The 22,331-nt window shown below is 64.5% G+C and carries 24 protein-coding genes and 1 tRNA gene; 13 read left to right on the forward strand and 12 right to left on the reverse strand.

Translation table 11 applies throughout. The features are described 5' to 3' along the window. From ASD94_RS09200 to ASD94_RS09215, 4 genes are all read left to right on the forward strand, one after another. Positions 1-1,092: a M48 family metalloprotease gene (locus ASD94_RS09200; protein WP_056641645.1), complete on the forward strand. Its 1,092-nt coding sequence runs from the start codon at positions 1-3 to the stop codon at positions 1,090-1,092. A gap of 43 nt (positions 1,093-1,135) precedes the next feature. After that, positions 1,136-1,633, forward strand: a complete 498-nt coding sequence (locus ASD94_RS09205) for a RidA family protein (protein ID WP_056641650.1) — start codon at positions 1,136-1,138, stop codon at positions 1,631-1,633. Positions 1,634-1,660: 27 nt separating this feature from the next. After that, positions 1,661-1,927 carry a hypothetical protein gene (locus ASD94_RS09210; protein WP_056641653.1) on the forward strand — a complete coding sequence of 89 codons (267 nt, stop codon included), beginning with the start codon at positions 1,661-1,663 and terminating at the stop codon, positions 1,925-1,927. A 120-nt stretch (positions 1,928-2,047) separates the two neighbouring features. After that, positions 2,048-4,111, forward strand: a complete 2,064-nt coding sequence (locus tag ASD94_RS09215; RefSeq protein WP_108626754.1) for a bifunctional 2',3'-cyclic-nucleotide 2'-phosphodiesterase/3'-nucleotidase — start codon at positions 2,048-2,050, stop codon at positions 4,109-4,111. A 134-nt stretch (positions 4,112-4,245) separates the two neighbouring features. On the opposite strand, the gene ASD94_RS09220 is transcribed toward ASD94_RS09215, so the two are convergent. Both ASD94_RS09220 and radC read right to left on the reverse strand, forming a co-directional pair. Beyond that, positions 4,246-4,992 (reverse strand): Smr/MutS family protein, encoded by a 747-nt coding sequence (locus ASD94_RS09220; protein ID WP_369818052.1) that lies wholly within the window; start codon positions 4,990-4,992, stop codon positions 4,246-4,248. A gap of 176 nt (positions 4,993-5,168) precedes the next feature. Beyond that, a complete protein-coding gene (radC, locus tag ASD94_RS09225; RefSeq protein WP_056641656.1) occupies positions 5,169-5,882 on the reverse strand; it encodes a DNA repair protein RadC in 714 nt (237 codons plus the stop codon). 97 nt (positions 5,883-5,979) lie between these two features. On the opposite strand from radC, the gene ASD94_RS09230 reads away from it, so the two are divergent. Together ASD94_RS09230 and ispH are read left to right on the forward strand one after the other, a co-directional pair. Continuing rightward, positions 5,980-6,444, forward strand: a complete 465-nt coding sequence (locus ASD94_RS09230; RefSeq protein ID WP_056641658.1) for a peptidylprolyl isomerase — start codon at positions 5,980-5,982, stop codon at positions 6,442-6,444. Beyond that, positions 6,444-7,439, forward strand: a complete 996-nt coding sequence (gene ispH / locus ASD94_RS09235; protein ID WP_056641662.1) for a 4-hydroxy-3-methylbut-2-enyl diphosphate reductase — start codon at positions 6,444-6,446, stop codon at positions 7,437-7,439. The genes ASD94_RS09230 and ispH overlap by 1 nt, the downstream gene beginning before the upstream one ends. 110 nt (positions 7,440-7,549) lie before the next feature. Here ispH and ASD94_RS09240 read toward each other — a convergent pair whose 3' ends face one another. Next, on the reverse strand, positions 7,550-8,278 hold the full coding sequence (locus ASD94_RS09240) for an HPP family protein (protein WP_056641666.1): 729 nt from the start codon (positions 8,276-8,278) through the stop codon (positions 7,550-7,552). 167 nt (positions 8,279-8,445) lie between these two features. Between ASD94_RS09240 and ASD94_RS09245 the strand changes: the two genes are divergently transcribed. The 5 genes from ASD94_RS09245 (at position 8,446) to ASD94_RS09265 (ending at position 12,778) form a co-directional block, all read left to right on the forward strand. Further along, entirely contained in the window at positions 8,446-9,387 is a 942-nt protein-coding gene (locus tag ASD94_RS09245) for a threonine/serine dehydratase (RefSeq protein WP_056641669.1), read from the forward strand. Between the two features lie 33 nt (positions 9,388-9,420). Further along, entirely contained in the window at positions 9,421-10,740 is a 1,320-nt protein-coding gene (gene serS, locus ASD94_RS09250; RefSeq protein WP_056641672.1) for a serine--tRNA ligase, read from the forward strand. 364 nt (positions 10,741-11,104) lie between these two features. Beyond that, positions 11,105-11,725 (forward strand): IPTL-CTERM sorting domain-containing protein, encoded by a 621-nt coding sequence (locus ASD94_RS09255; RefSeq protein WP_056641674.1) that lies wholly within the window; start codon positions 11,105-11,107, stop codon positions 11,723-11,725. A gap of 197 nt (positions 11,726-11,922) precedes the next feature. Then, a tRNA-Ser gene (locus ASD94_RS09260) sits at positions 11,923-12,012 on the forward strand. A 154-nt stretch (positions 12,013-12,166) separates the two neighbouring features. Beyond that, positions 12,167-12,778, forward strand: a complete 612-nt coding sequence (locus ASD94_RS09265) for a hypothetical protein (RefSeq protein WP_056641676.1) — start codon at positions 12,167-12,169, stop codon at positions 12,776-12,778. Positions 12,779-12,877: 99 nt separating this feature from the next. On the opposite strand, the gene ASD94_RS23530 is transcribed toward ASD94_RS09265, so the two are convergent. The 7 genes from ASD94_RS23530 to ASD94_RS09300 form a co-directional block, all read right to left on the reverse strand. Next, complete coding sequence (locus ASD94_RS23530; protein WP_156391379.1) at positions 12,878-13,678, reverse strand: hypothetical protein; 801 nt, start codon at positions 13,676-13,678, stop codon at positions 12,878-12,880. Between the two features lie 6 nt (positions 13,679-13,684). Then, a complete protein-coding gene (locus ASD94_RS09275) occupies positions 13,685-14,125 on the reverse strand; it encodes a hypothetical protein (RefSeq protein ID WP_235510606.1) in 441 nt (146 codons plus the stop codon). A gap of 38 nt (positions 14,126-14,163) precedes the next feature. Beyond that, complete coding sequence (locus ASD94_RS23135; protein WP_082576813.1) at positions 14,164-15,270, reverse strand: plasmid recombination protein; 1,107 nt, start codon at positions 15,268-15,270, stop codon at positions 14,164-14,166. Next, the gene (locus tag ASD94_RS23140) at positions 15,263-15,643 is read right to left on the reverse strand and encodes a hypothetical protein (protein ID WP_235510608.1); all 381 of its coding nucleotides are present in this window, start codon (positions 15,641-15,643) and stop codon (positions 15,263-15,265) included. The genes ASD94_RS23135 and ASD94_RS23140 overlap by 8 nt, the downstream gene beginning before the upstream one ends. A gap of 80 nt (positions 15,644-15,723) precedes the next feature. Further along, the gene (locus tag ASD94_RS09290) at positions 15,724-16,008 is read right to left on the reverse strand and encodes a hypothetical protein (RefSeq protein WP_082576815.1); all 285 of its coding nucleotides are present in this window, start codon (positions 16,006-16,008) and stop codon (positions 15,724-15,726) included. A 138-nt stretch (positions 16,009-16,146) separates the two neighbouring features. Next, positions 16,147-16,611 carry a hypothetical protein gene (locus ASD94_RS09295; RefSeq protein WP_056641688.1) on the reverse strand — a complete coding sequence of 155 codons (465 nt, stop codon included), beginning with the start codon at positions 16,609-16,611 and terminating at the stop codon, positions 16,147-16,149. A gap of 93 nt (positions 16,612-16,704) precedes the next feature. Further along, the gene (locus ASD94_RS09300; RefSeq protein ID WP_056641691.1) at positions 16,705-18,066 is read right to left on the reverse strand and encodes a site-specific integrase; all 1,362 of its coding nucleotides are present in this window, start codon (positions 18,064-18,066) and stop codon (positions 16,705-16,707) included. A gap of 500 nt (positions 18,067-18,566) precedes the next feature. Here ASD94_RS09300 and selD point away from each other — a divergent pair, with 500 nt between their 5' ends. Next, a complete protein-coding gene (gene selD / locus ASD94_RS09305) occupies positions 18,567-19,619 on the forward strand; it encodes a selenide, water dikinase SelD (protein ID WP_056641696.1) in 1,053 nt (350 codons plus the stop codon). Then, positions 19,619-20,725 (forward strand): tRNA 2-selenouridine(34) synthase MnmH, encoded by a 1,107-nt coding sequence (mnmH, locus tag ASD94_RS09310; RefSeq protein ID WP_056641699.1) that lies wholly within the window; start codon positions 19,619-19,621, stop codon positions 20,723-20,725. The genes selD and mnmH overlap by 1 nt, the downstream gene beginning before the upstream one ends. 118 nt (positions 20,726-20,843) lie before the next feature. On the opposite strand, the gene ASD94_RS09315 is transcribed toward mnmH, so the two are convergent. After that, complete coding sequence (locus ASD94_RS09315; RefSeq protein ID WP_235510610.1) at positions 20,844-21,749, reverse strand: formylglycine-generating enzyme family protein; 906 nt, start codon at positions 21,747-21,749, stop codon at positions 20,844-20,846. A gap of 140 nt (positions 21,750-21,889) precedes the next feature. Further along, on the reverse strand, positions 21,890-22,150 hold the full coding sequence (locus ASD94_RS09320) for a hypothetical protein (RefSeq protein ID WP_056641706.1): 261 nt from the start codon (positions 22,148-22,150) through the stop codon (positions 21,890-21,892). Positions 22,151-22,331: the final 181 nt, after the last annotated feature.

Raw genomic sequence — 22,331 nt, forward strand, 5'->3', positions numbered from 1 at the left:
ATGAAGTTCTGGGACCACCAGCACAGCGCACGCAGCGAGACGCGCCGCCTGCTACTGGGCTTTGCCTTCGCCGTGGTCGTTCTGGTGGCGGCTGTGCATGCTGCCCTGGCGCTGGCCTGGTGGCTGATGGTGGCGGTGCTGCCAGTGCATCTGCCCTTTCCGCAGGGGTTCCTGGCGGCCAATGTGGGCGTCTCGCTGATGCTGGTGCTGGGCGGCTGGTGGGTGGAGACGTCCAACTTGCGCGCTGGCGGTGTCAAGCTGGCCCGGCGAGTGGGTGCACGCGAGTTGCGCCCGTCGCTGTCGCACGCCGAGCAGCGGCTGTCCAACATCGTGGACGAGCTGTGCATCGCTGCGCACATGGCTCGCCCGCAGATCATGGTCATGCCCCGCACCGATGCCATCAACGCGTTCGCTGCAGGATGGGACGAGAGCGACGCCGCCATTGCCGTGACGCAGGGCGCCCTGGACTACCTCACCCGTGAAGAGATGCAGGGCATGGTGGCCCACGAGTTGAGCCATCTGCACGAGGGCGACACGCGCCTGAAGATGCGGCTGGCGGGCATGGTGTTCGGGCTGGAGCTGGTCTACAACTTTGGCGACACGATGCGCGAGCGCCGGGGCCTGGCCTGGTGGTTCGGGTCGGCCATCATGGTGGCGGGCTTTGCGGGCTGGCTCACCGGCCGCATGCTCAAGGCCGCCGTGTCCCGCCAGCGCGAATACCTGGCCGACGCACGCGCGGTGCAGTGGACACGCAGCCGTGACGGTCTGGGCGGTGTGCTGCGCAAGGTCATGGCCCAGCGCCGCGACACACCGGCCGGGTATGCCGAGAACCCCGCCCACACCGGCCTGGCCCACCCGGCCGTGCAACACATGCTGCTGGTGGATGTGGACGGTGGTAGCCGCATGGAACGCTGGCTGGACACCCACCCCACGCTCGACGACCGCGTGCAGCGTGTGTATGGCCGCCGCATGCAGCCGTTGCCAGCCGTGCCGGTGACTGCGGGGCCCGAGTCTGCGCGGCGCAATGAAGGTGTGGTGCCCGGGGCGGTGTCCATTGCGTCGCTGGTGGACCCGTTTGCGCGCTTCATGTAAACCGCTGCGAAGGCGGCAGCTTTTTTGCAGGAGAACCATTTCAATGTCACGCGACGCACGATTCCAGGAACAGGCCCAGGCGCTGGGCTACAGCTTTGAGGGCGAGATCAAGATCGGCGGCAACTATGTGCCGCTGGTGCGGGACGGCCACCACATCTACCTGAGCGGGCAGATCCCGCGCGTGGGCGACACGGTGGTCGTCACCGGCGCGGCGGGTGCCGCTGTCTCGCTGGCCGATGCGCAAAAGGCCGCCAAGGTCTGCGCGATGCGGGCGCTGGCGCTGCTGCAGCGCGCCTTGGGTTCGCTGGATGCCGTGCAGTCCATCCTGCGCATTACCGTGTACGTGCAGTCGGCGCCCACCTTCACGCAGCAAAGCGAGGTGGCCGATGGCGCCTCGGAGGTGCTGTTTGCCGTGCTGGGGGAGGCGGGTGCCCACACCCGCACCTCGGTGGGGGTGCTGCAGCTGCCCAAGAGCGCCACTGTGGAGGTGGACCTGATTGCCTCGGTGGCGCCGCAGGCGTCCCCTCCGGTCCCGGGCTGATGGCTCATCGCGTCTGGAGAACATGCCATGACCGCCGCTGAGTCGGCTCCCGCACCAGGGCCGCGCCAAGACGCCAGCGTGCACCCGCGTTTCAACGTGTTCGGCCGCATCGTCGAAGTGCGGCGCGAGGGCCCGCTGTGGCAGGCCTACCGCGTGGGCGCTGACGGCAAGCGCACGCCGTCTGGCTTTGTGATCCCCGACTTTGTCGCAGAGCATGAGCTGGTGCAGTTTCTGGAAGATTTATTCCACGAGAGCGCCTCGCCCCACAACGGCGACGTGTACCGCATCGGCTGAATCGACACGCGGCGCCCTGACCGCGGGGCGCTGCGCGGGTGTTGCGGCGCCGCCGTCGCGTCACACCGCTGTCAAACCCGGCCCAGACACTCGGTCCCTTGTTTCAATGAGGGACTGTTCATGCCTGAGCGCACTCCGGGTTTTTTGATTTCTTCTTCGCGTGTTTCACGCCGCGTGGCCACGCTGGGGTTGGTGGCCCTGGCCGCGTCGCTGGCCGCTTGCGGTGGCAGCGACAGCGCTAGCAGCAACGCAGGCGCCACAGCCACGCTGGCCGTGCTCGAGACGACCGACCTGCACTTCAACGTGCGCAGCTACGACTATTTCAAGCTCGCCGATGACAAGTCCTACGGCTTCGAGCGCACCGCCACGCTGGTGCGCGCCGCGCGCAAGGAGTTTGCCAACACGCTGCTGGTGGACAACGGCGACACCATCCAGGGCACCGCGCTGGCCGACTACGAGGCCACCATCAGCCCCATCCCCTGCACGCAGCAGCTGTCCATGTACAAGGCCATGGGCGCGCTGGGATTTGATGCGGGCACGCTGGGCAATCACGAGTTCAACTACGGCCTGCCTTTCCTGAACCAGGTGCTGGGTGGCGGGCTGGACGTGGATGGCGTCGATGCCACCAAGAAGTGCGCAGGCGCAGGCTACCCCGCCGTGCTGGCCAACGTGTACAGCAGCAAGACCAAGAAGCCGCTGGTGCAGCCCTATGCGCTGCTGGAGCGCACGCTGGTGGCCAAGGGTACCGATGGCAAGGAAGTGAAGCTGCCCATCAAGATCGGTGTGATCGGTTTCACGACGCCCGGCATCATGAACTGGGACAAGCGCTACCTGGAAGGCAAGGTCTATACCGAAGGCGCAGTCGAATCCGCCAACAAGTACGTGCCTGAACTGCGCGCCAAGGGTGCCGACATCGTGGTGGCGCTGTTGCACGGCGGGCTCGACAATGCTGCCTACTCGGCCACCATGGAGAACCCGGGCCTGTACCTGTCGAAGGTGGCCGGTATCGACGCGATGGTGATGGGCCACCAGCACGGCGTGTTCCCCGACACGGCGGCCACCCCCAGCTTCAACTTGGCCGGCGTGGACCACAAGGCAGGCACTGTGAACGGCGTGCCGGCGGTGATGGCCAGCTCGTGGGGCAAGGCGCTGGGCGTGGTGCAGCTGGCGCTGCAGTGGGATGGCGCCAAGTGGGTGGTCAACAAGTCCGCCAGCAAGAGCGAGCTGCGCAACATCCAGAGCAAGAATGCCGCAGGTGCCACGGTGACTGTGGATGCAGACCCTGCCATCGCCCCGTTGATCGAGACGCAGCACCAGGCCGCGATCAAGTATGTGAAGACACCGATCGGCCAGACCGATTTCCGCATGAGCACGCTGTTTGCCGATGTGGGTGACCCCGGCGCGATCCAGATCGTGAACCAGGCCCAGCAGGCCTACGTGGCGGCCTACCTCAAGGCCAGCCTGCCGCAGTACGCTGCGTTGCCCGTGCTGTCGGTGAGCGCACCGTTCAAGAGCGGCTTCCAGGGCGGGGCCGACTACACCGACGTGGCGGTGGGCCCGCTGGCCATCAACAACGCGGCCGACCTGTACCTGTATCCCAACACGGTGTACGCGGTGAAGGTGAACGGTGCTGACATTAAGAACTGGTTAGAGGCCGCTGCCAAGCGCTTCAACCAGATCGACCCGGCCAAGACGGGCGAGCAGCAGCTCATCAGCACCTTCCCTGGCTACAACTTCGACATGTTCACGACGGCCGACGTGCAGTACGAGATCGACGTGACGCAGGCCGTGGGCAGCCGCATCAAGAACCTCACCTACCTGGGCAAGCCCATCGACGCGGCGCAGGAGTTCGTGATTGCCACCAACAACTACCGCGCCACCAGCGGCAAGAGCTTCATCGACAAGCTCGACGGCTCAGGCACCATCTGGGCCTCGCCCGATGCCAACCGCGACGTGGTGATCGACTACATCCGCAAGAACCCCGCCGTGACCCGCGCTGCCAACGGCGCTGCCAAGAGCTGGCGCTTTGCCAAGGCCACGGTGGCGGGGCCGGTGGTGTTCAGCTCGGGTGCCAATGCCCTCAGCGTGGCGCAAGCGGCCGGGCTGGGCAATGTGTCGCTGCTAGCGGCCGATGATGGCTCGGGCAAGGGCACTTCGAAGTACGGCGTGGACCTGTCCAAGTAAGCATCAGCCCACCGCCGCAGGGAATGTGGCGGTGCGCGCCTTCACCGCGCCACCGCTGCATGTCCCGGTTGTCTCTGATTTGCTCTGTTTTTGATAGCTGCAAGCGCAAATAAATCATGCGCTTGCGGCTTTTTTTATGAGTTTTTTCGCAGAACGGGCTGCAGCAGCACCACCAGCGCCCCCGCGCCCCCGTCCATGGGCCGTGCCTGCACAAAGGCCAGCACCTCGTTCTTTTGCACCAGCCAGCGCTGCACACGGCCCTTGAGCACGGGGCTCTTGCCGGGCGAGCCCAAGCCCTTGCCATGCACCACGCGCACGCAGCGCAGGCCGATCTTGTGGGCGTGGCGGATGAAGTCGCCCAGCGCCTCGCGCGCCTCGTCCACGCGCAGGCCGTGCAGGTCCAGCTGGCGCTGAATGCTCCAATGGCCCGCGCGCAGCCGGCGTGTCACCTCCACGCCAATGCCGGGGCGGCGAAAGCTGAGCTGGTCGTCGGTGTCCAGCAGGGTGCTCACGTCGAAGTCATCGCTGATCGATTCCATCAGCACCCGCTCCTCGTCCAGCCAGTGCTGCACCGGCAGCGGTGGAGGCAGATGCTTGCGCAGCCGCGCCACGTTGGGATTGCGCAGCGGCGTGACGGGGCCCACGCTGCGGCTGAAGAGGTGGCGCTCGGCCTCGGCCCGGGCAGCCGCTTCGCGGCGGGCTTTTTCTTCAGCCTCGCGGCGCTCCTGCTCCTCGCGCAGGCGGCGGGCCACGGTGGCCAGGTCCTGCAGCTGGGTGATGCGTTCGCCCGCGCGCCGTGGGGCCGGCGGGGCGCGGCGGCGGGGTGGTGCGGTGCTGTCTGCGGCTGCGGGCGCGGCAGGGGCATGGCGCAGCGGGCGCATGGCCGCCTTGGCCGCTGCTTTTTTGTCGGCCAGGCCTGCGCGCCGGATGGACCGGGGCGCGGTAGGCGCAGGGGCGGGGGCGCTGGCTTCCTCGGGTGCCCCGTTGCCACGTGCAGCCCGTGCCAGCGCGGTGTGTAGTGCCGTCGGTGGGCGGGCCGGTGCGGGTGCAGGTGCTGTCACACCAGGCCCTTCTCCGCCATCGACAGGGCCTGCCCCGGCGCCACGATCACATGGTCGAGCACGCGCACATCCACCAGGGCCAGCGTGGTCTTCAGGGTCTGGGTCAGCGCTTCGTCGGCGCGGCTGGGTTGTACGCTGCCGCTGGGGTGGTTGTGGGCCAGCACCACGGCTGCGGCCTGGTGGTGCAGGGCGCGCAGCACCACCTCGCGCGGGTACACGCTGGTCTGCGTGAGCGTGCCGCGAAACAGCTCCTCCAGCGCCAGCAGGCGATTCTGCGCATCCAGAAACAGCACGGCAAACACCTCGTGCCCTTTGGCGGCCAGGTGCAGCTGCAAGTAGTGCTTGACGGTGTCGGGCGAGTCGAACACCTCGCGCTCGCGCAGCTGCTGGGCCAGGGCGCGGCGGGCCAGCTCCAGCACCGCCACCAGCTCGGCGCGTTTGGCGGGGCCCAGGCCTTTGATCCGCTCCAGGTCGGCCGCGCTGGTGTGCAGCAGTCCGGCAATGCCGCCAAAGCCGCCCGTGACGGCGCCCGTGTCGGGGTCGATGCCGGGCGGGTCCAGCAGCTCCTGCGCCATCTGCAGCACGCCCTTGCCCACGATGCCGGTGCGCAGCAGGATGGCCAGCAGCTCGGCATCGGCCAGCGCGGCGGGGCCGCGCGCCAGCAGTTTTTCGCGGGGCTGGGCATCGGCGGGCAGGTCTTTGAGGGGCATGGCGCGAGGAAATTACGTACGGGGCAGGGCACCGATGGACCCAGCCGATAGGGGTTTCCCCGGTTTTCTACAATCGGGGCAGTTTATCGGGACTCTCATGACCACTACCGCCACCCCCCTTCCCACCGTTCAGCCGGGCTCCTTCCTCACGCTGCACTACCGCCTGGCTGGCCCGGCGGGGGATGTGATCAACACTTTTACTGACAAACCCGCCACCCTGTCGCTGGGCACGGGCGAGTTGTCGCCCGCCATGGAGCAGCGCCTGTTGGGCCTGGCCGAAGGCACGCGCACCACGTTCGAGCTGCCTGCGGGCGAGGCTTTTGGCGAGCGCAATGCCGACATGCAGCAGTGGGTGGCGCGCAAGTTGATGAACGAGCTGGGCGACCCCGACGAAAAGTACAACGTGGGCGATGTGGTGCAGTTCCCCACGCCCGACGGCCAGGGCAGCTACGCCGGGGCCGTGATGCAGGTGCGTGAAGATGGCGCGGTGCTGTTCGACTTCAACCACCCGTTGGCGGGCCAGCCCGTGACCTTTGAAGTGCAGCTGATCGGGATCCTGTGATGCAGGCGCCGCAAGAAATCCTGCTGGCCGAGCCGCGCGGCTTTTGCGCCGGTGTGGACCGCGCCATCGAGATCGTGGAGCGCGCTATCCAGAAATTTGGCGCCCCCATCTATGTGCGCCACGAGATCGTGCACAACACCTATGTGGTGAACGACCTCAAGGCCAAGGGCGCGATCTTCATCGAAGAGCTGTCGGACGTGCCACCCGGCGCCACGCTGGTCTTCAGTGCCCACGGCGTGAGCAAGGCGGTGCAGCAAGAGGCCGTGGCGCGTGGCTTCAGCATTTTTGACGCTACCTGCCCGCTGGTGACCAAGGTGCACGTCGAAGTGGCCAAGCTCGCCAAAGAAGGCTACGAATTCATCATGATCGGCCACAAGGGTCATCCCGAGGTCGAGGGCACCATGGGCCAGCTCGACCACGGCATCCACCTGGTGGAAGACGTGGAAGACGTGGCCCGCGTGCAGCCTGCGCAGACCGAGAAACTGGCTGTGGTCACGCAGACCACGCTGAGCGTGGACGACGCTGCCGAGATCTCGGCCGCCGTGCGTGCGCGCTTCCCCAGCGTGCGCGAGCCCAAGCAGCAGGACATCTGCTACGCCACGCAGAACCGGCAGGACGCCGTCAAGGTGCTGAGCCCGCAGGTGGACGTGGTGATCGTGGTGGGCAGCCCCACCAGCTCCAACAGCAATCGCCTGCGCGAGCTGGCCGCCAAGCTGGGCACCACCGCCTACATGGTGGACAGTGCCGAAGAGCTCAAAGGCGAATGGTTTGACGGCCTGGCCCGCGTGGGACTGACCGCGGGCGCTTCAGCCCCGGAAATCCTGGTGCAGCAGGTCATTGATCGCATCAAGGCGCTGGGCGCGGTGTCGGTGCGCACCATGGCTGGCATCGAAGAAACCGTGAAATTCCCGCTGCCCAAGGGGCTCAAGATCGACGCGGCCACAGGCCTGGAAATCTCGCAGCGAAGGCCGGAGACAGGGCCTGTCGGAGGTTGACCCGCACGGCATCTGGATTGCTCCTGAATTGATAGCTGAAAGCGCATAAAAAGATTGCACTAGCGGCACATTTGGCTTCTTTTTAAGAGCCAGACGGCATGGTAGGGCCACTACAGCGACACCGCAGGCCCGCTCCACAGATCCAGTGGCGGGTCGGCCGCCACCGCCCGCAGGATGTCGGTACGCGAGATAAAGCCCGACAGCACCCCGGCCTCATCGGTCACCGGCAGGCCGGGCAGACCGGTGTCCAGCAGCACGGCGGCCACGCGGCGCAGTTCGGTGTCGGCCGCCACGGTGGGCACGGGGCTCACCATCACCTCGGACACCGGGCGGCGCGCCAGGGCGATGGCCTCCTTGACGGCGCCAGGCTCGGGCAGCAAGTCCAGCGGCGCCATGTCGGCCCGGAGCAGCAGCCCGATCACGCGGCCCAGCGCATCCACCACAGGGGCTTGGGCCACCTTGTGCTCGGCCAGGGTCTGCCAGGCATCGTTCACGCGCGCGTCTGGCGCCACGCCCAGGCCGCCGGTGGTCATCACGTCGCTCACCTTCGTCAGCGGCTGGCGGGTGGTGGCCTGGGGGCCTTGTTCGGTTTGCGCGTAGGCGGTCACGGCGTCTTGCAGGCGCAGGTTGACGACGGAGGGCGATGCGGCAGCGTTGGTGTGGGCCACCGTGGGGCGGGGCGGGGCCGTGAAGACGGGCACCGTCTGGCTGTCTTGCACGTCCATGGGCCGCGTGCGCAGGGCCTGCGGGCGCTGCACACTGCGCACGGCAGAAATGCGCGCCAGGTTTTCAGGGCCGCCACGGTACATCTGGCCCGACGGGCCGAATACAAAGAACATGCTTTTTCTCCTGCGCGCAGGCCCGCCAGCGCATGTGCGGGGGGTGCTGCCCTGCCCATGTTATCGGCAGGAGGGCGGCGCACATGCAGTCCGCGTTGTGTCTGCATGTTGCGAGCAGCCCCTACACTGCCCCTTCTTTTGACATCACCTGCCCCACGGAGCCCCGCATGATCGACCGCGCCGCCATCGTCGCCGCCCGCAGCCAACTGGCCACCCAGCCCGACTTTCTGCGCACCACGCCACTGATGCGCCTGTCTGGCAAGTCCCTGGGAGTGGACTGTGCTGAGGTCTGGCTCAAGCTGGAGCATCTGCAGGTGGGCGGCAGCTTCAAGGCGCGCGGCATGCTCTACCGGCTGCTGGCCAACCCCGTGCCCGACAGCGGCGTGATCATCGCTTCAGGCGGCAACGCCGGCATTGCCGTGGCGGCGGCTGCCCAGGCGCTGGGCGTGCGCTGCGAGGTGTTTGTGCCCGAAGTCTCGCCCGAGGCCAAGCGCGCCCGCTTGCGGGCGCTGGGCGCTGAAGTGGTCGTCACCGGCGCCGCGTATGCCGAAGCCTTTGAAGCCTGCGTGGCCCGCCAGAAGGCCACGGGTGCGCTGCAGGCCCATGCCTATGACCAACCCGAAGTGGTGGCCGGTGCAGGCACGCTGGCGCTGGAGATGGAAGAGCAAGGCGGTCGCTTGCCCGACACGGTACTGGTCAGCGTGGGCGGTGGCGGCCTTATTGGCGGTGTGGCTGCGTGGGTGGAGAGCCGGGCCCATGTGGTCGCGCTGGAGCCCGAACGCGCGCCCACCCTGCATGCGGCGCGCGCTGCAGGCCAGCCCGTGGATGTGGAAGTGGGTGGCGTGGCCGCCGACTCCCTGGGCGCCAAGCGCATCGGTGCCATTGGCTGGGAAGTCAGCCAGCGCCATGTGCACGACGCGCTGCTGTTGCCCGACGACGCTATCCGCGCCGCCCAGCTGTGGCTGTGGAAGGAGCTGAAGCTGGCCGTAGAGCCCGCCGCCGCGCTGGGCCTGGCCGCGCTGCAGACCGGCGCCTACAAACCCCAGCCGCAGGAAACGGTGGCCCTGATTCTCTGCGGCGCCAACTTTGACCCGGCAAGCCTGGCCTGAGCCGGCACCGACCACCCCTTTAAAATCCACGCCATGCTAGACATTCTTCTCCTCCGCAAAGACCTCGACACCGCCATCGCGCGGCTGGAAACCCGCAAAAAGCCCCAGGCCTTCCTGGATGTCTCCGCTTTCCAGTCCCTGGAGTCCGAGCGCAAGACGCTGCAGACCCGCACCGAAGAGCTGCAGGCCCAGCGCAACCAGCTGTCCAAGCAGGTCGGCATGCTGATGAGCCGTGGTGACAAGGACGGCGCCGAAGCCGTCAAAGCCCAGGTGGCCGCAGGCAAGGTGGAGCTGGAACAATCCGCCGCCCGCCTGGAACAGATCCAGTCCGAGCTGCTGGCCATGCTGGTGGCCGTGCCCAACCTGCCGCACGAATCCGTGCCCGTGGGCAGCGATGAAACCGGCAATGTGGAAGTGCGCCGCTGGGGCGCCCCTCCCAGTTTCACCTTCGAGGTGAAAGACCATGTGGACCTGGGCACCCCGTTGGGCCTTGACTTCGACATGGGCGCCAAGCTCTCGGGCTCGCGCTTCACGGTGATGAAGGGCCCGATCGCCCGCCTGCACCGTGCACTCGCCCAGTTCATGCTGGACGTGCAGACGCAAGAGCATGGCTACACTGAGTGCTACGTGCCCTACGCTGTGAACGCCGACTCCCTCAAGGGCACGGGCCAGCTGCCCAAGTTCGAGGGCGACCTCTTCGCTGCCAAGAAAGGCGGCCAGGACGGCGAGCCCGTGCCCGACAACACCGCGCTGTACCTCATTCCCACCAGCGAAGTGCCCTTGACCAACTTTGTGCGCGACGTGGTCACGCCAGAGGCCGACCTGCCCATCAAGCTCACGGCCCATACACCATGCTTCCGCTCAGAAGCTGGGAGCGGCGGGCGCGACATTCGCGGCTTGATCCGCCAGCACCAGTTCGACAAGGTCGAGATGGTGCAGATCGTGCATCCCGACAATAGCTACGACGCGCTGGAAGAAATGACCCGCCACGCCGAGGCCGTGCTGCAGAAGCTGGGCCTGCCTTACCGCGTGATGAGCCTGTGCACTGGCGATATGGGCTTCGGCGCTGCCAAGACCTACGACCTGGAAGTGTGGCTGCCCGCGCAGAACACCTACCGCGAGATCAGCTCGGTGAGCAACTGCGAAGCCTTCCAGGCCCGCCGCCTGCAAGCCCGCTTCAAGAACGCGCAGGGCAAGAACGAGCTGCTGCACACCCTGAACGGCTCAGGCCTGGCCGTGGGTCGCACGCTGGTGGCGGTGCTGGAAAACTACCAGCAGGCCGACGGCAGCGTGACGGTGCCCGAGGTGCTGCGGCCTTACATGGGTGGTGTGGCGGTGCTGGCGGCGGCGTAGTCGCAAACACCGCCCGCTGCGGGCAATCTGGCATGGACACCAAACACCCGCCTGTCGGATGGGGTGAAGAAGGCGTGTGACCCTTGGCCATGGGCGTTTTGGCGAGGAGTAGTTCGAGGGAGAGAGGTGCGGCACGGACTGCTGGGCGATGCGGACTATCAAGCTGTGGAGGCGAGGATGACTACCACATCGACACTCATGGTTGAGTCGCCTGCAGGAGCACCATCACTACCGCCAAGCATCCCGACATTTGCTGTAGATAGTGCCGAATTGATCGCCTTCCAAGAGGGGGCACCGTCTTGGTCGGGGGGGCGGGCAATGCGTCCTGCATCATGCACAATGTTCCGCGAGAGGGGACAATCCGATGAAATTCAAACAGATTGCCGCCAGTGCTTTGCTGTGTCTGAGCACGCAGTCATTTGCCGCCTATACCGTGTACGTCTATCAGAGCGGCGCGAACGTAGTGGCTAGTGGCAGCGGCTCTATCAACACCACCGGCCTCGTTTCTGCCGGCCCGGCAAGTACGCTCCCGCTGGTTCGCAGTGCATCGGCACTGCTGTACATAGGCGGCACCCCGAGCGTGTTTACGGCGATGGATATGTTCAACGGGGTGGCCGGGCCCACCTCCTTTGGCGCATCGGCGACGACCTTCAATGCTGATGTGACGACTGGCGGCCTGACCGGCATCATCGGGAGCAGTAACCGTCTTTTTGTTCCTCCCGGCTATGTTTCGGGCAGCGCCATCACGTCATCGGCTACCTGGAATGCCCAGACCCTTGCTGGCATGAGCTTGACCAACGGAACGTATGTCTGGACATGGGGTGCCGGGCCCAGTGCGGACAGTTTCACGGTAGTCATTGGCTCACCGCCCACAGTGCCCTCTCCCTCGAGCATCCCCACTTTGTCTGAGTGGGGCCTGATCGGTTTGTCCTCGCTTGTTGCCATGTTTGGGATTGCCAGGATGCGGCGGCGCATGGGCGGATAGCTGTCGAGTCAACCGCTTACCCATCAGGCTACCCATCGCCTCGGAGTTCAGAGGCTCGGGCCTCGCCGTGCCGGAACTACAACTACCAGCAGGCCGACGGCAGCGTGACGGTGCCCGAGGTGCTACGACCCTGGCTGGGCGGCGTAGCTGTGCTCAAGTCTTGAAAATCTGGCTATAATCGAAGGCTTCGACACACAGGAGAGGTGGCAGAGTGGTCGAATGTACCTGACTCGAAATCAGGCGTAGTGGCAACACTACCGTGGGTTCGAATCCCACCCTCTCCGCCAGTACAAAGGAAACCCCGCTATCAATTTGGTAGTGGGGTTTTTCTTTTGGTGTGGTCGTGTAGCCACCATGTAGCCAGCGGTGCGTCGTTTCGGGTTTGCGCCCCCATGCTCTGCAACGCATACTGCGAGCCAACATCACAGGGGCGGACTACAGATGCAGAGAGCCATTCAACGCGCAGCAGTGACAGCAGCAGCCTGCCTTGCGTTCGCCAGCCACGCAGACACGCTTACCGAGGCACTGTTCCAAGGCCAGGTGCAACAGTCCTTTGACGGCGACAAGGTCGCATCGTGTGGGGTTGTGGTCTCAGGGCTTGAGTTGACCAATTCGGGCAAGGCCCTGATGTTCAATGGCTCGTTCGCCGTCTACGACCCACTAGGCGGCCTCGTGAAGGGCGGAGCTTCTGAGATTGACGCCAAGTTGGTGGGCACTGCCAACTCACAGAAGCATGTTCGTCACTTGCAAATAGCGAACGTGTGGTTCAAGGGTCAAGGAGCGCCACGGACAACGGTCCGCGAGGGCACCGTGATTAACAAAGGCGAAGACCCGCGATACATCCTCTACGCAACAGGGCTCAAGCCGCTGTCAGCGCTCCTGCAGAGCATCAGCGACAAGCAACCGATTCAGATAGGTGTGCGGGTCGCGGGGCGGAAATTTGACCAAGTGCTATTTGGCGTGGTCAATTTGTCGGATGCGCAGTCAGCCCAGCTCGGCCAGTGTCTGACGGAATGGTCAAACTCGGTGCTGGAAAAGTACAAGGCCAAATAAAAACTGCGGCCACCTCACGCGCTGCAGAACTGCTCGGTAAGGGCGCTGAGTTCGCGCCGAAGGCTTAGGACCGCTGCGGACCGTGCCCCGTGCTTGAAGCTATTTTGTGAGGCTCTGACGCGTCCTGCCTCGGACCTCGGCCCCGTGGAGTAGGCCCACGGTTGCCAGCCCCGGATTAGTAAAGCCTGCCGCTCCCGGCGCTCCTGCGTCCATCCGTGTGTCATCTGAAACCCTCAATAGTTCGTTTGCCGTCTTTCCGGATTGTTCGTGTGCGGGCATGCCTAGAGGCTCGCCGCACGCTTGCACGGGTAAGGTCGGCGCGCCGTTGTTCACCTGCTGGGGCCCGCTGGTGATATTGGCCTGCTTGGCATAGACCACAGGCGGGTTTTTGATGGCGGCAAGCGTTTCAATCGTCGCCCTGCTCTGCCCCTGCGCTTTGAGTGCCAGTCGCATGTACTTTTCCGTGGCGTCGAGGTGCTGCCCCATGTTGAGAGCTGCACGCCTAGCCATCTCCGCAAAGATGGCATTGAGGGCGATAGCTTGAGCGGTAAGCATCTGCTCTGCCGCTGAGAGGTCGTTGCCGTTGATCCGTCTGCCATGGTCCTGCAGGCTCGCCACCATCTCAGTAAGGGAGACGTTCGGCTGCGTCGCCCCTAGATAGGTTGTTGCTGTGATTGCATTGGTCGCAATGCCATCGGTTGCCAAGTCCGCAAGTTGCCGCGCCTCGGACACACCCGGGCGGCCCTTTATTTGCAGCGTGTTTTTCGAGCCCTCTACGCTTGGCGTGGACGCCTGAGATTTTGTAGGTACTGAATCCCTCGATGCTGCCGCGCCCGGCATGTAGTCCACCCGCACCCGGCCAGCCCGTACGGGCGCTTGATTTGCTCTGATTGCTTTCATTGTTTTTCAGAGCAACGAACCTTGCGCAGCGGTCGTGCCAGGTTCAAGCCCCGATGTGTCCGCACCTTGTCCGCTTTCTGTCCGCACGTTGTCCACGATGTCTGCGCACCACTCGCGCGCGATGTCTTGCAGGGCCTGTAGCTGCGTGATTTCGTAGGTCAGGTCTGCGTGTCGCTGGTCGCTGTGCTGCGTCATCCAATCGGCAAGGGCCTCTATCCGCTCATGCAGCCCCTGAATCCTCCTTTGTAGGGTAGCGATGCTCTTTGCCGCTTGAAGGTCGCTGGCGATGATCCCGAACTGCTCGCAGACTGCGCGAAGCTGGAACGGATGCACCAGCACGCAATGCGGCTCGTCTATGCCGTCCTGTTGGGTCAGCAGGATGGCCCGCCCGTGCTTGTCATTCACAGCTTCGGCGGTCAGGTGGTGGTGGGTCAATTTGGTTTGCATGGTCGTGGCTTGTTTGGTTGGGGTCGACTGCATGGGGGTCAGTCCCACGCGCTCAGGTCGTGGCTGTACTCGTCGCGCTCTCGGGTCAGTCCGTCGTCACCAATGCGCAGAGCGGGTGCTGGTCTTTGCTGTGGCCGCTTGTGCGAGTGCCGTGCAATGGCCTGTTGCTGCGCTGCGCGGGCTACACGCAGGCGGTCTTGATGTGGTGCCGTCCACTGTGAACGGCGGCCCACGATGTCCCACAACTTCGCCGACGAAGTGATGGCAGGCAGGGGCTGTTTTGAGGGTGGGGAATGGGCGAACCCTACACAGGATAGGGTTCGATGTTTCTCCCCCTCCTTTTGAAACCCTATGGGGTTTGATTCAATCCCTATGGGGCTTGGTGCGGGCTCACTGTGCGGTGTCTTGTCCGATGGACGGATGGTGTTTGCGTCGATTCCCAATGCCAACATTGCGGCGGTCGGGTCACGCTCGATGCAGGCCACCAGATAGGGCCACAGCGGCCCATTCGCGGCGGGAAGCCCCAGCACCTCACAGCGTCGAAAAACCGCTGCAATGGCCCATTGCTTCGCCATGCCGCGCACCTTCGCGCCCGCGTGTTTCAGGCCAGCAGGCCCGGCCACCTTCGCAAAGAACCTTTCCCGCAGCCGCTTCAAGGCTGCGCGGTCGATAGGTGCGCTGCCGACGTGCGCGCCATCCTTCACCGGCAGCAGCAACACATGCAGGTGTGTCGCGGCCTCATCGCGGTGGACTACTGCACTCAGCACCGGCAGCGCCAGCGCACCTGCCAGCCACGCAAGGCACTTTGCGAAGTAGTCGGCAGGGTCAGGTACTGCGGCCTGTTGAGGCAGGCTGAATACCGCCTCGATGGCTTGACAATGATCACGTCGCAGACTCCCGCGAACGATGCCCGCACCGGCCTGCAAAGCCTCGGCATGGGCACACACCTCGGCAGCCGTAGCAGGCCCATGCAAAACGGTGTTGCCGTGTGTGCGGGTCGGGTCTATGTGGCCTCTAGCACCTTGCTCCGCCTGTATTTCGCGCAGGTTGTGCCGGGCGGCCTCCAGCAAGGTGCAGGGCTTGCGGCCATTCACGCGCGATAGGCCAATGCTTTTTACGGCAAAGTGGGCGATGCTCTCAGCCATGCGCGCCGCCTTGCCCGCGTTTGGCGAGCCATTGGAGAACAGCGCGGCGTCCTTGCGGCGTCAACCAGTAAATGCCTGGGCGAGCAATGCAGCCGTCTCGGTCGATAACCTCTATGCGGGTGCAAGGTAGGTGCGCTTTTCCGAGTCCATGTTCACGCAGTCGCCGAATCAGGTCGGGGCCGTTCGCGCAACCCACTTCCCGATCAAAAGCCTCACGGGGTACAGACGGACGGCGCAGCAGGAAGTCCAGCGCGCGCAGCTCGCGCGGGTTGTCTGTGCCTTGAAACTTCGCGGGGTGCTCGCTGGAATCGTGGGTGGCAGCCTCGGGGAAAAAGCCCAATTGAATCTTTGATGGAGCGGCAGGCTTTGTCATTTGCGGCCCCCTTTCCGAAACCAGCGAGAAGGGGTAGCGCACCACAGCGCGAGCATTATTCGGTTGATCGCGGCGCTCATTTACAGCACCCCCAACACGGCGCGGATGCCCGCTACAGGCCAGCCCAGACGGCCATTGATACGAACAGGCCGCAGGCCTTCTGGGAAGGTCTCAGCGCAGGCCCAGCCGCGCAGTGTCTGCGGGCGGCGTAACAGGTAGTAGGCCGCTTGCTCAGTCGGAACCGTGGGGCGGTTGACTTGATCCAGCGCTGGGAACTTCTGGTGCTCAGATGCAGCCTGTTGGATCAGGCTGGTGTGCTGGGATGCGGTCAGCGCTTGCGGCTGTCGCGTGGTCGTAGATTGCATTGCTAATCTCCTGCGCCGTCTCGGCGTTAGGGTTGCCCCGGCCGACTTGGCAGGGGCACAGGCGGCGCATAGCTGCGTTGACCTGTTGCTGCAACTGTAGATTGATGGTCGCACCGTTGGAAGTGCGAAACTGGGGAACTATTTATCCGTACCCATTTTTTCCCAAGCTCTTGCGTCATGCACGACCCTGACCCAGCGCATGTCAGTAGTTTTGTACTGTTTTTCTAGCGCCCCCAGCGTCATAGGCTTTGCCTTTTCGATCCATCGTGGTTGACGTATCACCAATTTGATGGCCTCTGGGATGGACAAATGCATGTCGGCGATAACTGAATCCACATCAATCCGAAACTCGGCTTTTTCGGTAATGCACCATTTGGTAGGTGCGCCGGGTGGGTCATTCACTTGAAAGCCCGGCACATGCGTTTTTGCAAGTTCGATAGCGAGAGCCATCCAGTCTCCGGGTTGGACTCCATGCGCGTCAAAGAGCGCTGGCAGCTTCGAGAACACCTCAACGGTGATCCGCTCTGCCTCGGCATTGGTGTCTGATAGCAAACCCAGCCGTCGTCTAACGACTGCTTTCTTAAGTTCACCCTCGTACTTCATGGCACGCCCTCAGTGCAACCCTGAATAGGAGCCCCAGCAGGCGGGCAGGGAAACCCGCTTTTCGGTTCGCGGGCCTAGCTGGGGCAAATTGATCTACGCGGCGGCGACTACACGCAGCCCACCGGGTTGGGCTTGGACATCGAAATGGATGCCCGCCTGTTCCAGAATCCACGACTCGATGCGCTCATGGTGTACGCGCAGAAGGTCCAGCGGACGCACCGTGTAGTGCTTTTCAGCGGTCGCGCTGGGCTTGTGGCCCATGATTTGAGCCACGACACCAGCGGGGATTTCTAGCCACTCGGTCAGGCTCTTGAACGACCGGCGCAAGCCGTGGATGGTCAGCCCTTCAATACCGGCTACAGCGCAGGCGTCATGGTGGTTATTTCGGGCGATGACAATGCGGCCACCTTTGGCGCTGGCGCTTGAGAAAACCCATTCATTGCGGCGCGGCAGGGCTTGCAGCAGATGCCAAACGTAAGGCGTCAAGGGAATGACGCGCACGCCGTCCACACCTCCTTTGCTGGCGTCCTTATCGCGGATAGTCAAGCCGCGCCATTTGGTGTTCACATCCTCCCAGCGCAGGCCCAGCACTTCACCAGCGCGGGCACCCGTCAAAAGCAGCGTTTGCAAATATGCGGCCACTACTGGGTTTTGTTGCTGTCGAACGGCGGCAAACCATGCGGGCAATTGCTCTTTAAGCAATGCGTCTTGCTTCACTCCTGCCTTACCCAGTGACTCGCGGGCCTTCTTTGTTTTGGCAGGGTTTGCGCTGGGCAGCACTGGCGCATATTCCGGCTGTTCCGCGCACCAGCTTAGAAATGCTTTCAGACATCGCCACGCAAGGCGGGCAGCCGCCGGGCGGGTTTGTGTCTCGCGCGCGGCCCATGCCTCAATAACAGGCGCGGTCAAGTCACGGAGCGCAAGCCCCACCAGCGGATGCAGGATGCCGGGTGCAGTCACGCCACCAGCAGCCCGCTTAGATGCAACTCCGCCGGGCTTCACCAGCAAAAGGTGCTCGCTGTAGTGGCGCTCTCCCCAGCGCAGGCGGCGGGCGTCCAAGTAAACGGCCCATACCTCGCCAACGGTCACAGCCTTGGCAGCGGCGGCGGCCTTGGCTGCGTCCTTATCGGCGCGTTGCTTGCGCTCTATCTCTCTGGGGTCTTGTCCGTTATCCAGCACCACGGCAAGGCGGCGGGCTTCGATGCGTGCCTCTTCAATGCTCCACAGCTTTACATCCCCAAGGGTGCGGCGAATTGTTTGGCGGTTCAGCTTCGCCTCATAGACAAACGACTTGGCACCTGCCGCAGTCACACGCACGCGCAGGCCCGGCGCTTCGGTGTCGCGCATGAAGGCCTGTTGCTTGCCGTTAGGGCAGGTCAGGCGCTCGATTGCCCCGGCGGTCAAGTTCACCCGTTCGGACAGGTCGGGCGCGTCGGCTTTTTTAGGGCGGGCCATGCTGATGTCTCCGGCATTTCTGGCTACACGGATCACTCATGTAGCCACCATGTAGCCAAAAAATCCCAATGTTGGGGAATTTCAATCAACACAGTCACTGTGATTTTTTCCAGTGACGATTTCGTAAGATGTTGATTTGTAATGATTCTATCAGCGCCAATCAACATTGCGAAATGATTCAAAGGTCTGACTCGAAATCAGGCGTAGTGGCAACACTACCGTGGGTTCGAATCCCACCCTCTCCGCCAGTATCAAGGCCCTGTAGCTATTTAATCAATAGCACAGGGCCTTTTTCTTTGGGGCCGTTGGGACACTTCAGGCGCCTGGATAGCCCACTTCGGGTGCTGCGGGTAAAGAGGCTCGCAGATTTGCCGCTGTGTGGGCATCACCGTGCAGACGCGGGATTGGCAGGTTATTGATTGCGATGCATGGCCGCGTTTCCCTGCAGCGCCAGAATACGGGTTGCGCGACCCGCGCCCGATGCCACGAAAGAACCTCGCATGCTCCCAGAGACCTTGACAACATCCCCCATTCGCCTGACCCAGTACAGCCACGGCGCAGGCTGCGGCTGCAAGATCAGCCCCAAGGTGCTGGACGTGATCCTGGCGGGCAGTGGGGCGCAGCACCTGGACCCGCGGCTCTGGGTGGGCAACACCTCGCGGGACGATGCGGCGGTGTATGCCTTGGATGCGGAGCGCGGCGTGGTGTCCACCACCGATTTCTTCATGCCCATCGTGGATGACCCGTACGATTTCGGGCGCATTGCTGCCACCAACGCGATCAGCGACATCTACGCCATGGGTGCCGATCCGCTGATGGCCATTGCCATCCTGGGGTGGCCTGTGAATGTGCTGCCGCCCGAGGTGGCGCGTGAGGTGGTGCGCGGTGGGCGTGCGGTGTGCGATGCGGCAGGCATTCCCCTGGCAGGCGGGCACTCCATCGATGCGCCGGAGCCCATCTTCGGCCTGGCGGTGACGGGCATCGTCGAAAAGCGCCACCTCAAGCGCAACGACACGGCCACCGCGGGTTGCCGACTGTACCTGACCAAGCCTCTCGGGATCGGCATCCTGACCACTGCCGAAAAAAAGGCCAAGCTGCGGCCCGAGGATGTGGGCGTGGCGCGCGACCTGATGTGCACGCTCAACCGGCCAGGGAGCCGATTCGGCCGACTGGCGGGCGTGAAGGCCATGACGGATGTGACTGGCTTCGGCCTGTTGGGGCACCTGGTCGAGATGGCCGAGGGCAGCGGTTTGAGCGCCGTGATTGACTACGCGGCGGTGCCGCGACTGGAGGGGGTGGAATACTACATGGACCAGGGCTGTGTGCCCGGCGGCACGCTGCGCAACTTTGACAGCTACGGCGCGAAGATTGCGCCCCTGGCGGACGTGCAAAAGCACCTGCTGTGCGACCCCCAGACCAGCGGGGGGCTGCTGGTGGCCGTGAGCCTCGAGGGCGAGGCCGAGTTTCTGCAGGTGGCCGCAGAACTGGGCCTGGCGCTGAAGCCCATCGGTCAGCTCACCCCGCGACAGGCCTTTGCCGTCGAGCTGCGTTGATGCCCACCAACCTCACGGACTACCGGCACATCTTTCTGAACGATGTGCCCATGATGGACGTGCGCGCGCCGGTGGAGTTTGGGCAGGGCGCGTTTCCGGGCGTGGTCAACCTTCCCCTGATGGACGATGGCGAGCGCCAGCAAGTGGGCACCTGCTACAAGCACAAGGGTCAGGAGGCCGCGATTGCGCTGGGGCACCAGTTGGTGTCGGGCACCATCAAGCGCCAGCGCATCGAGGCATGGGCGCAGTTTGCGCGGGCGCATCCGCAGGGCGTGCTGTACTGCTTTCGTGGCGGGTTGCGCTCGCAGATCGTGCAGCAATGGCTGCTGAACGAAGCGAGCATCGACTACCCCCGGGTGGTCGGGGGCTACAAGGCCATGCGCGGGTTCCTCATCGGCACCACGCAGGCTGCAGCGGCGCAGTGCGGGTTTGTGGTGCTCAGTGGCCTGACCGGCACCGGCAAGACTGAAGTGATTGAGCAATTGGCCAATGGATTGGACCTGGAAGGCCACGCCAACCACCGCGGCTCCAGTTTTGGCCAGCGCGTCAGCGGCCAGCCCACGCAGATCGACTTTGAGAACCGGTTGGCCATCGACGTGCTCAAGAAGCGCGCAGGAGGCCACGAGACCTTCGTGCTGGAAGATGAAGGGCGCCACGTGGGCAGTTGCTCGGTGCCGCTGGAACTGCGCCAGCGGCTGGAGCAGGTGCCTATCGTCTGCCTCGAAGATCCTTTCGATGCTCGACTGGAGCGCATTTTGCGGGACTACGTGCAGCAGCAATGTGCGGATTTTGTGGCCGTCCACGGCGAGGCGACGGGAGCTGACCTGTTTGCCGCCCGGCTGCTCGACAGCCTGGGCAAGCTCGCCAAGCGCCTGGGGGGTGACCGCTACCAGGCGTTGCGCGCGTCGATGCAGGAAGCGCTGGCGCGGCAACGCAGTCATGGAGACCTGTCGCTGCACCGGGACTGGATCGCGGCACTGATGCGCGACTACTACGACCCGATGTATGCCTACCAGCGGCAAAGCCGGGCGGACCGCATCGTGTTCCAGGGCGATCGGCGCGCGGTGCTTGACTTTCTGCGTGTGCCCTCCGCCTCGCCCTGTTAGCAGTTGGGGGCGGTCATCCGAGGGGCGGGCTCCGGCGCATCGTCGTTCAGGGCGGTGGTGCGAATGGTTCTCCCTGTCCAAAGGACAACCTGCCACCCCGAATCAATGGTGACACCCGTCAGGGTGCGGCTTCGATCTCGCGCACCAACCGCATGCCGACCAGTGTGTAGCGGGTCTCCGGGCTGTTCCAGTTGCGGTAACCGCAGCGTGCATAGAGCGCCCAGGTGTGCCACGAGCCACCCCGGCGCACGCGCACGCTGCCCTCTGCAGGACCGATAGGGTCATTGCGTGGGGACTCGGCGTAGTAGGTGTCGCCATGCCAGTCACCCGTCCACTCCCAGGCGTTGCCCAGCATGTCGTACAGCCCGAACGCATTGGGTGCAAAGCGGCCTATCGGCGCTGTGAAGGCGTATCCGTCGTTGCCTGCCAGCGCTTGCTGGCGCCAGCGTGGCCACTGCGGGGCCGCAGCCTGATCGAAGGTGTTGCCGGCAGACACCAGCTCTTGCGGGTTGTCGCCATGGGGGTACAGGCTGCGGCTGCCCGCACGGCAGGCGTATTCCCACTCCGCCTCGGTGGGTAGGCGGTAGCGGTGGCCCTCGGTGCGGCTGAGCCACTGGGCCATGGCCTGCGCGTCGTTCCAGGTCACGTTCACCACGGGGTGGTCCGGGCCCTGCGCAAAGCCGGGGTTACGCCATGAGTAGCGCGGGTCACGCCCCTCAAACGCATCGCCGCGCCGTGTGGTGGCCGGGTCGTAGGCGGGGTTGTAGCCATAACCTCCAGTGCCGTCGGCCTCGGACTCTGGCCGGTAGCCGGACGCCTCCAGAAAGCGCTGGAACTGCCCCACGGTGACCTCATGCTGGCCGAGGTAAAAGTCGCGCGTGATGTGCACCTCATGCGCTGGCGATTCATCCGCCAGATCGGTCAGGCGCTTGCGCTCCAGCAACGGAAAGGTCTTTTCCAGCGCCTCGACGGGCGGCACGCCCCCCATCCAGAAAGTGCCCGCAGGCACACGGACAAAGGCCATACCCAGGCTGTTGACCCAGGGCGACGTGGCCGTGCCTGCAGGGGTAGACGGCGTGTGCTGGCAGCCTACGATCAGCGCAGAAAGCGCCAGCAAGACCGCAGCGCTCGCCCAGCGGCGGCATGCTGGTGGGGCGGCTGGCCTCAAGGCTTGTCCTGCAACTCGCTCACGCATTCAAACACCAGGCGCGAGCCGTCGTTGCGCAGCAGTTTGGCGTGCAGGGCCATGCGCTGGCATTCGCGGCTGGCCGCCGCATACGCTTGAGAGGTGTCGGGCCCATAGACTGGCACGCTGAAGGTGCGGTCGCGACCCGAGGCCATGGGGCCCGAGGGGCCGTAGGGGTTGGTGGCATTGCAACCGGCCAGCAAGGCCAGCACTGACATCGAGGCACACAGCAGTCTCATGGGAGTCTCCCGAGCAGATCAGGGAACCCAGTTTACGCACATGTGCGCCCTGCTGGGCGGCCGGTGCCCCTCAGGAGGGGGCGTGGGTGGGTGCACGGGCGGCTGTATCGCACTCGATTTGTAGTCATTCAGGCCAGAGGCGCAATCTGTATATGCCTTGATTGCTATTGAAAAATGAGCG

It is taken from the genome of Acidovorax sp. Root70 (assembly GCF_001428225.1).
Classification (GTDB): Bacteria; Pseudomonadota; Gammaproteobacteria; order Burkholderiales; family Burkholderiaceae_C; genus Acidovorax.

Coding starts and splice junctions, on each gene's coding strand:
- ASD94_RS09210 (WP_056641653.1), top strand. CDS start 1,661: ATGACCGCCGCTGAGTCGGCTCCCGCACCAGGGCCGCGCCAAGACGCC.
- selD (WP_056641696.1), top strand. CDS start 18,567: ATGCTCCCAGAGACCTTGACAACATCCCCCATTCGCCTGACCCAGTAC.
- serS (WP_056641672.1), top strand. CDS start 9,421: ATGCTAGACATTCTTCTCCTCCGCAAAGACCTCGACACCGCCATCGCG.
- ASD94_RS09300 (WP_056641691.1), bottom strand. CDS start 18,066: ATGGCCCGCCCTAAAAAAGCCGACGCGCCCGACCTGTCCGAACGGGTG.
- ASD94_RS09240 (WP_056641666.1), bottom strand. CDS start 8,278: ATGTTCTTTGTATTCGGCCCGTCGGGCCAGATGTACCGTGGCGGCCCT.
- ASD94_RS09275 (WP_235510606.1), bottom strand. CDS start 14,125: ATGCAAACCAAATTGACCCACCACCACCTGACCGCCGAAGCTGTGAAT.
- ASD94_RS09255 (WP_056641674.1), top strand. CDS start 11,105: ATGAAATTCAAACAGATTGCCGCCAGTGCTTTGCTGTGTCTGAGCACG.
- ASD94_RS09200 (WP_056641645.1), top strand. CDS start 1: ATGAAGTTCTGGGACCACCAGCACAGCGCACGCAGCGAGACGCGCCGC.
- ASD94_RS09315 (WP_235510610.1), bottom strand. CDS start 21,749: ATGGCCTTTGTCCGTGTGCCTGCGGGCACTTTCTGGATGGGGGGCGTG.
- ASD94_RS09245 (WP_056641669.1), top strand. CDS start 8,446: ATGATCGACCGCGCCGCCATCGTCGCCGCCCGCAGCCAACTGGCCACC.
- ispH (WP_056641662.1), top strand. CDS start 6,444: ATGCAGGCGCCGCAAGAAATCCTGCTGGCCGAGCCGCGCGGCTTTTGC.
- ASD94_RS09295 (WP_056641688.1), bottom strand. CDS start 16,611: ATGAAGTACGAGGGTGAACTTAAGAAAGCAGTCGTTAGACGACGGCTG.
- mnmH (WP_056641699.1), top strand. CDS start 19,619: ATGCCCACCAACCTCACGGACTACCGGCACATCTTTCTGAACGATGTG.
- ASD94_RS09205 (WP_056641650.1), top strand. CDS start 1,136: ATGTCACGCGACGCACGATTCCAGGAACAGGCCCAGGCGCTGGGCTAC.
- radC (WP_056641656.1), bottom strand. CDS start 5,882: ATGCCCCTCAAAGACCTGCCCGCCGATGCCCAGCCCCGCGAAAAACTG.
- ASD94_RS09215 (WP_108626754.1), top strand. CDS start 2,048: ATGCCTGAGCGCACTCCGGGTTTTTTGATTTCTTCTTCGCGTGTTTCA.
- ASD94_RS09265 (WP_056641676.1), top strand. CDS start 12,167: ATGCAGAGAGCCATTCAACGCGCAGCAGTGACAGCAGCAGCCTGCCTT.
- ASD94_RS09320 (WP_056641706.1), bottom strand. CDS start 22,150: ATGAGACTGCTGTGTGCCTCGATGTCAGTGCTGGCCTTGCTGGCCGGT.
- ASD94_RS23135 (WP_082576813.1), bottom strand. CDS start 15,270: ATGGCTGAGAGCATCGCCCACTTTGCCGTAAAAAGCATTGGCCTATCG.
- ASD94_RS23140 (WP_235510608.1), bottom strand. CDS start 15,643: ATGACAAAGCCTGCCGCTCCATCAAAGATTCAATTGGGCTTTTTCCCC.
- ASD94_RS09220 (WP_369818052.1), bottom strand. CDS start 4,992: ATGCGCCCGCTGCGCCATGCCCCTGCCGCGCCCGCAGCCGCAGACAGC.
- ASD94_RS09230 (WP_056641658.1), top strand. CDS start 5,980: ATGACCACTACCGCCACCCCCCTTCCCACCGTTCAGCCGGGCTCCTTC.
- ASD94_RS09290 (WP_082576815.1), bottom strand. CDS start 16,008: ATGCAATCTACGACCACGCGACAGCCGCAAGCGCTGACCGCATCCCAG.
- ASD94_RS23530 (WP_156391379.1), bottom strand. CDS start 13,678: ATGAAAGCAATCAGAGCAAATCAAGCGCCCGTACGGGCTGGCCGGGTG.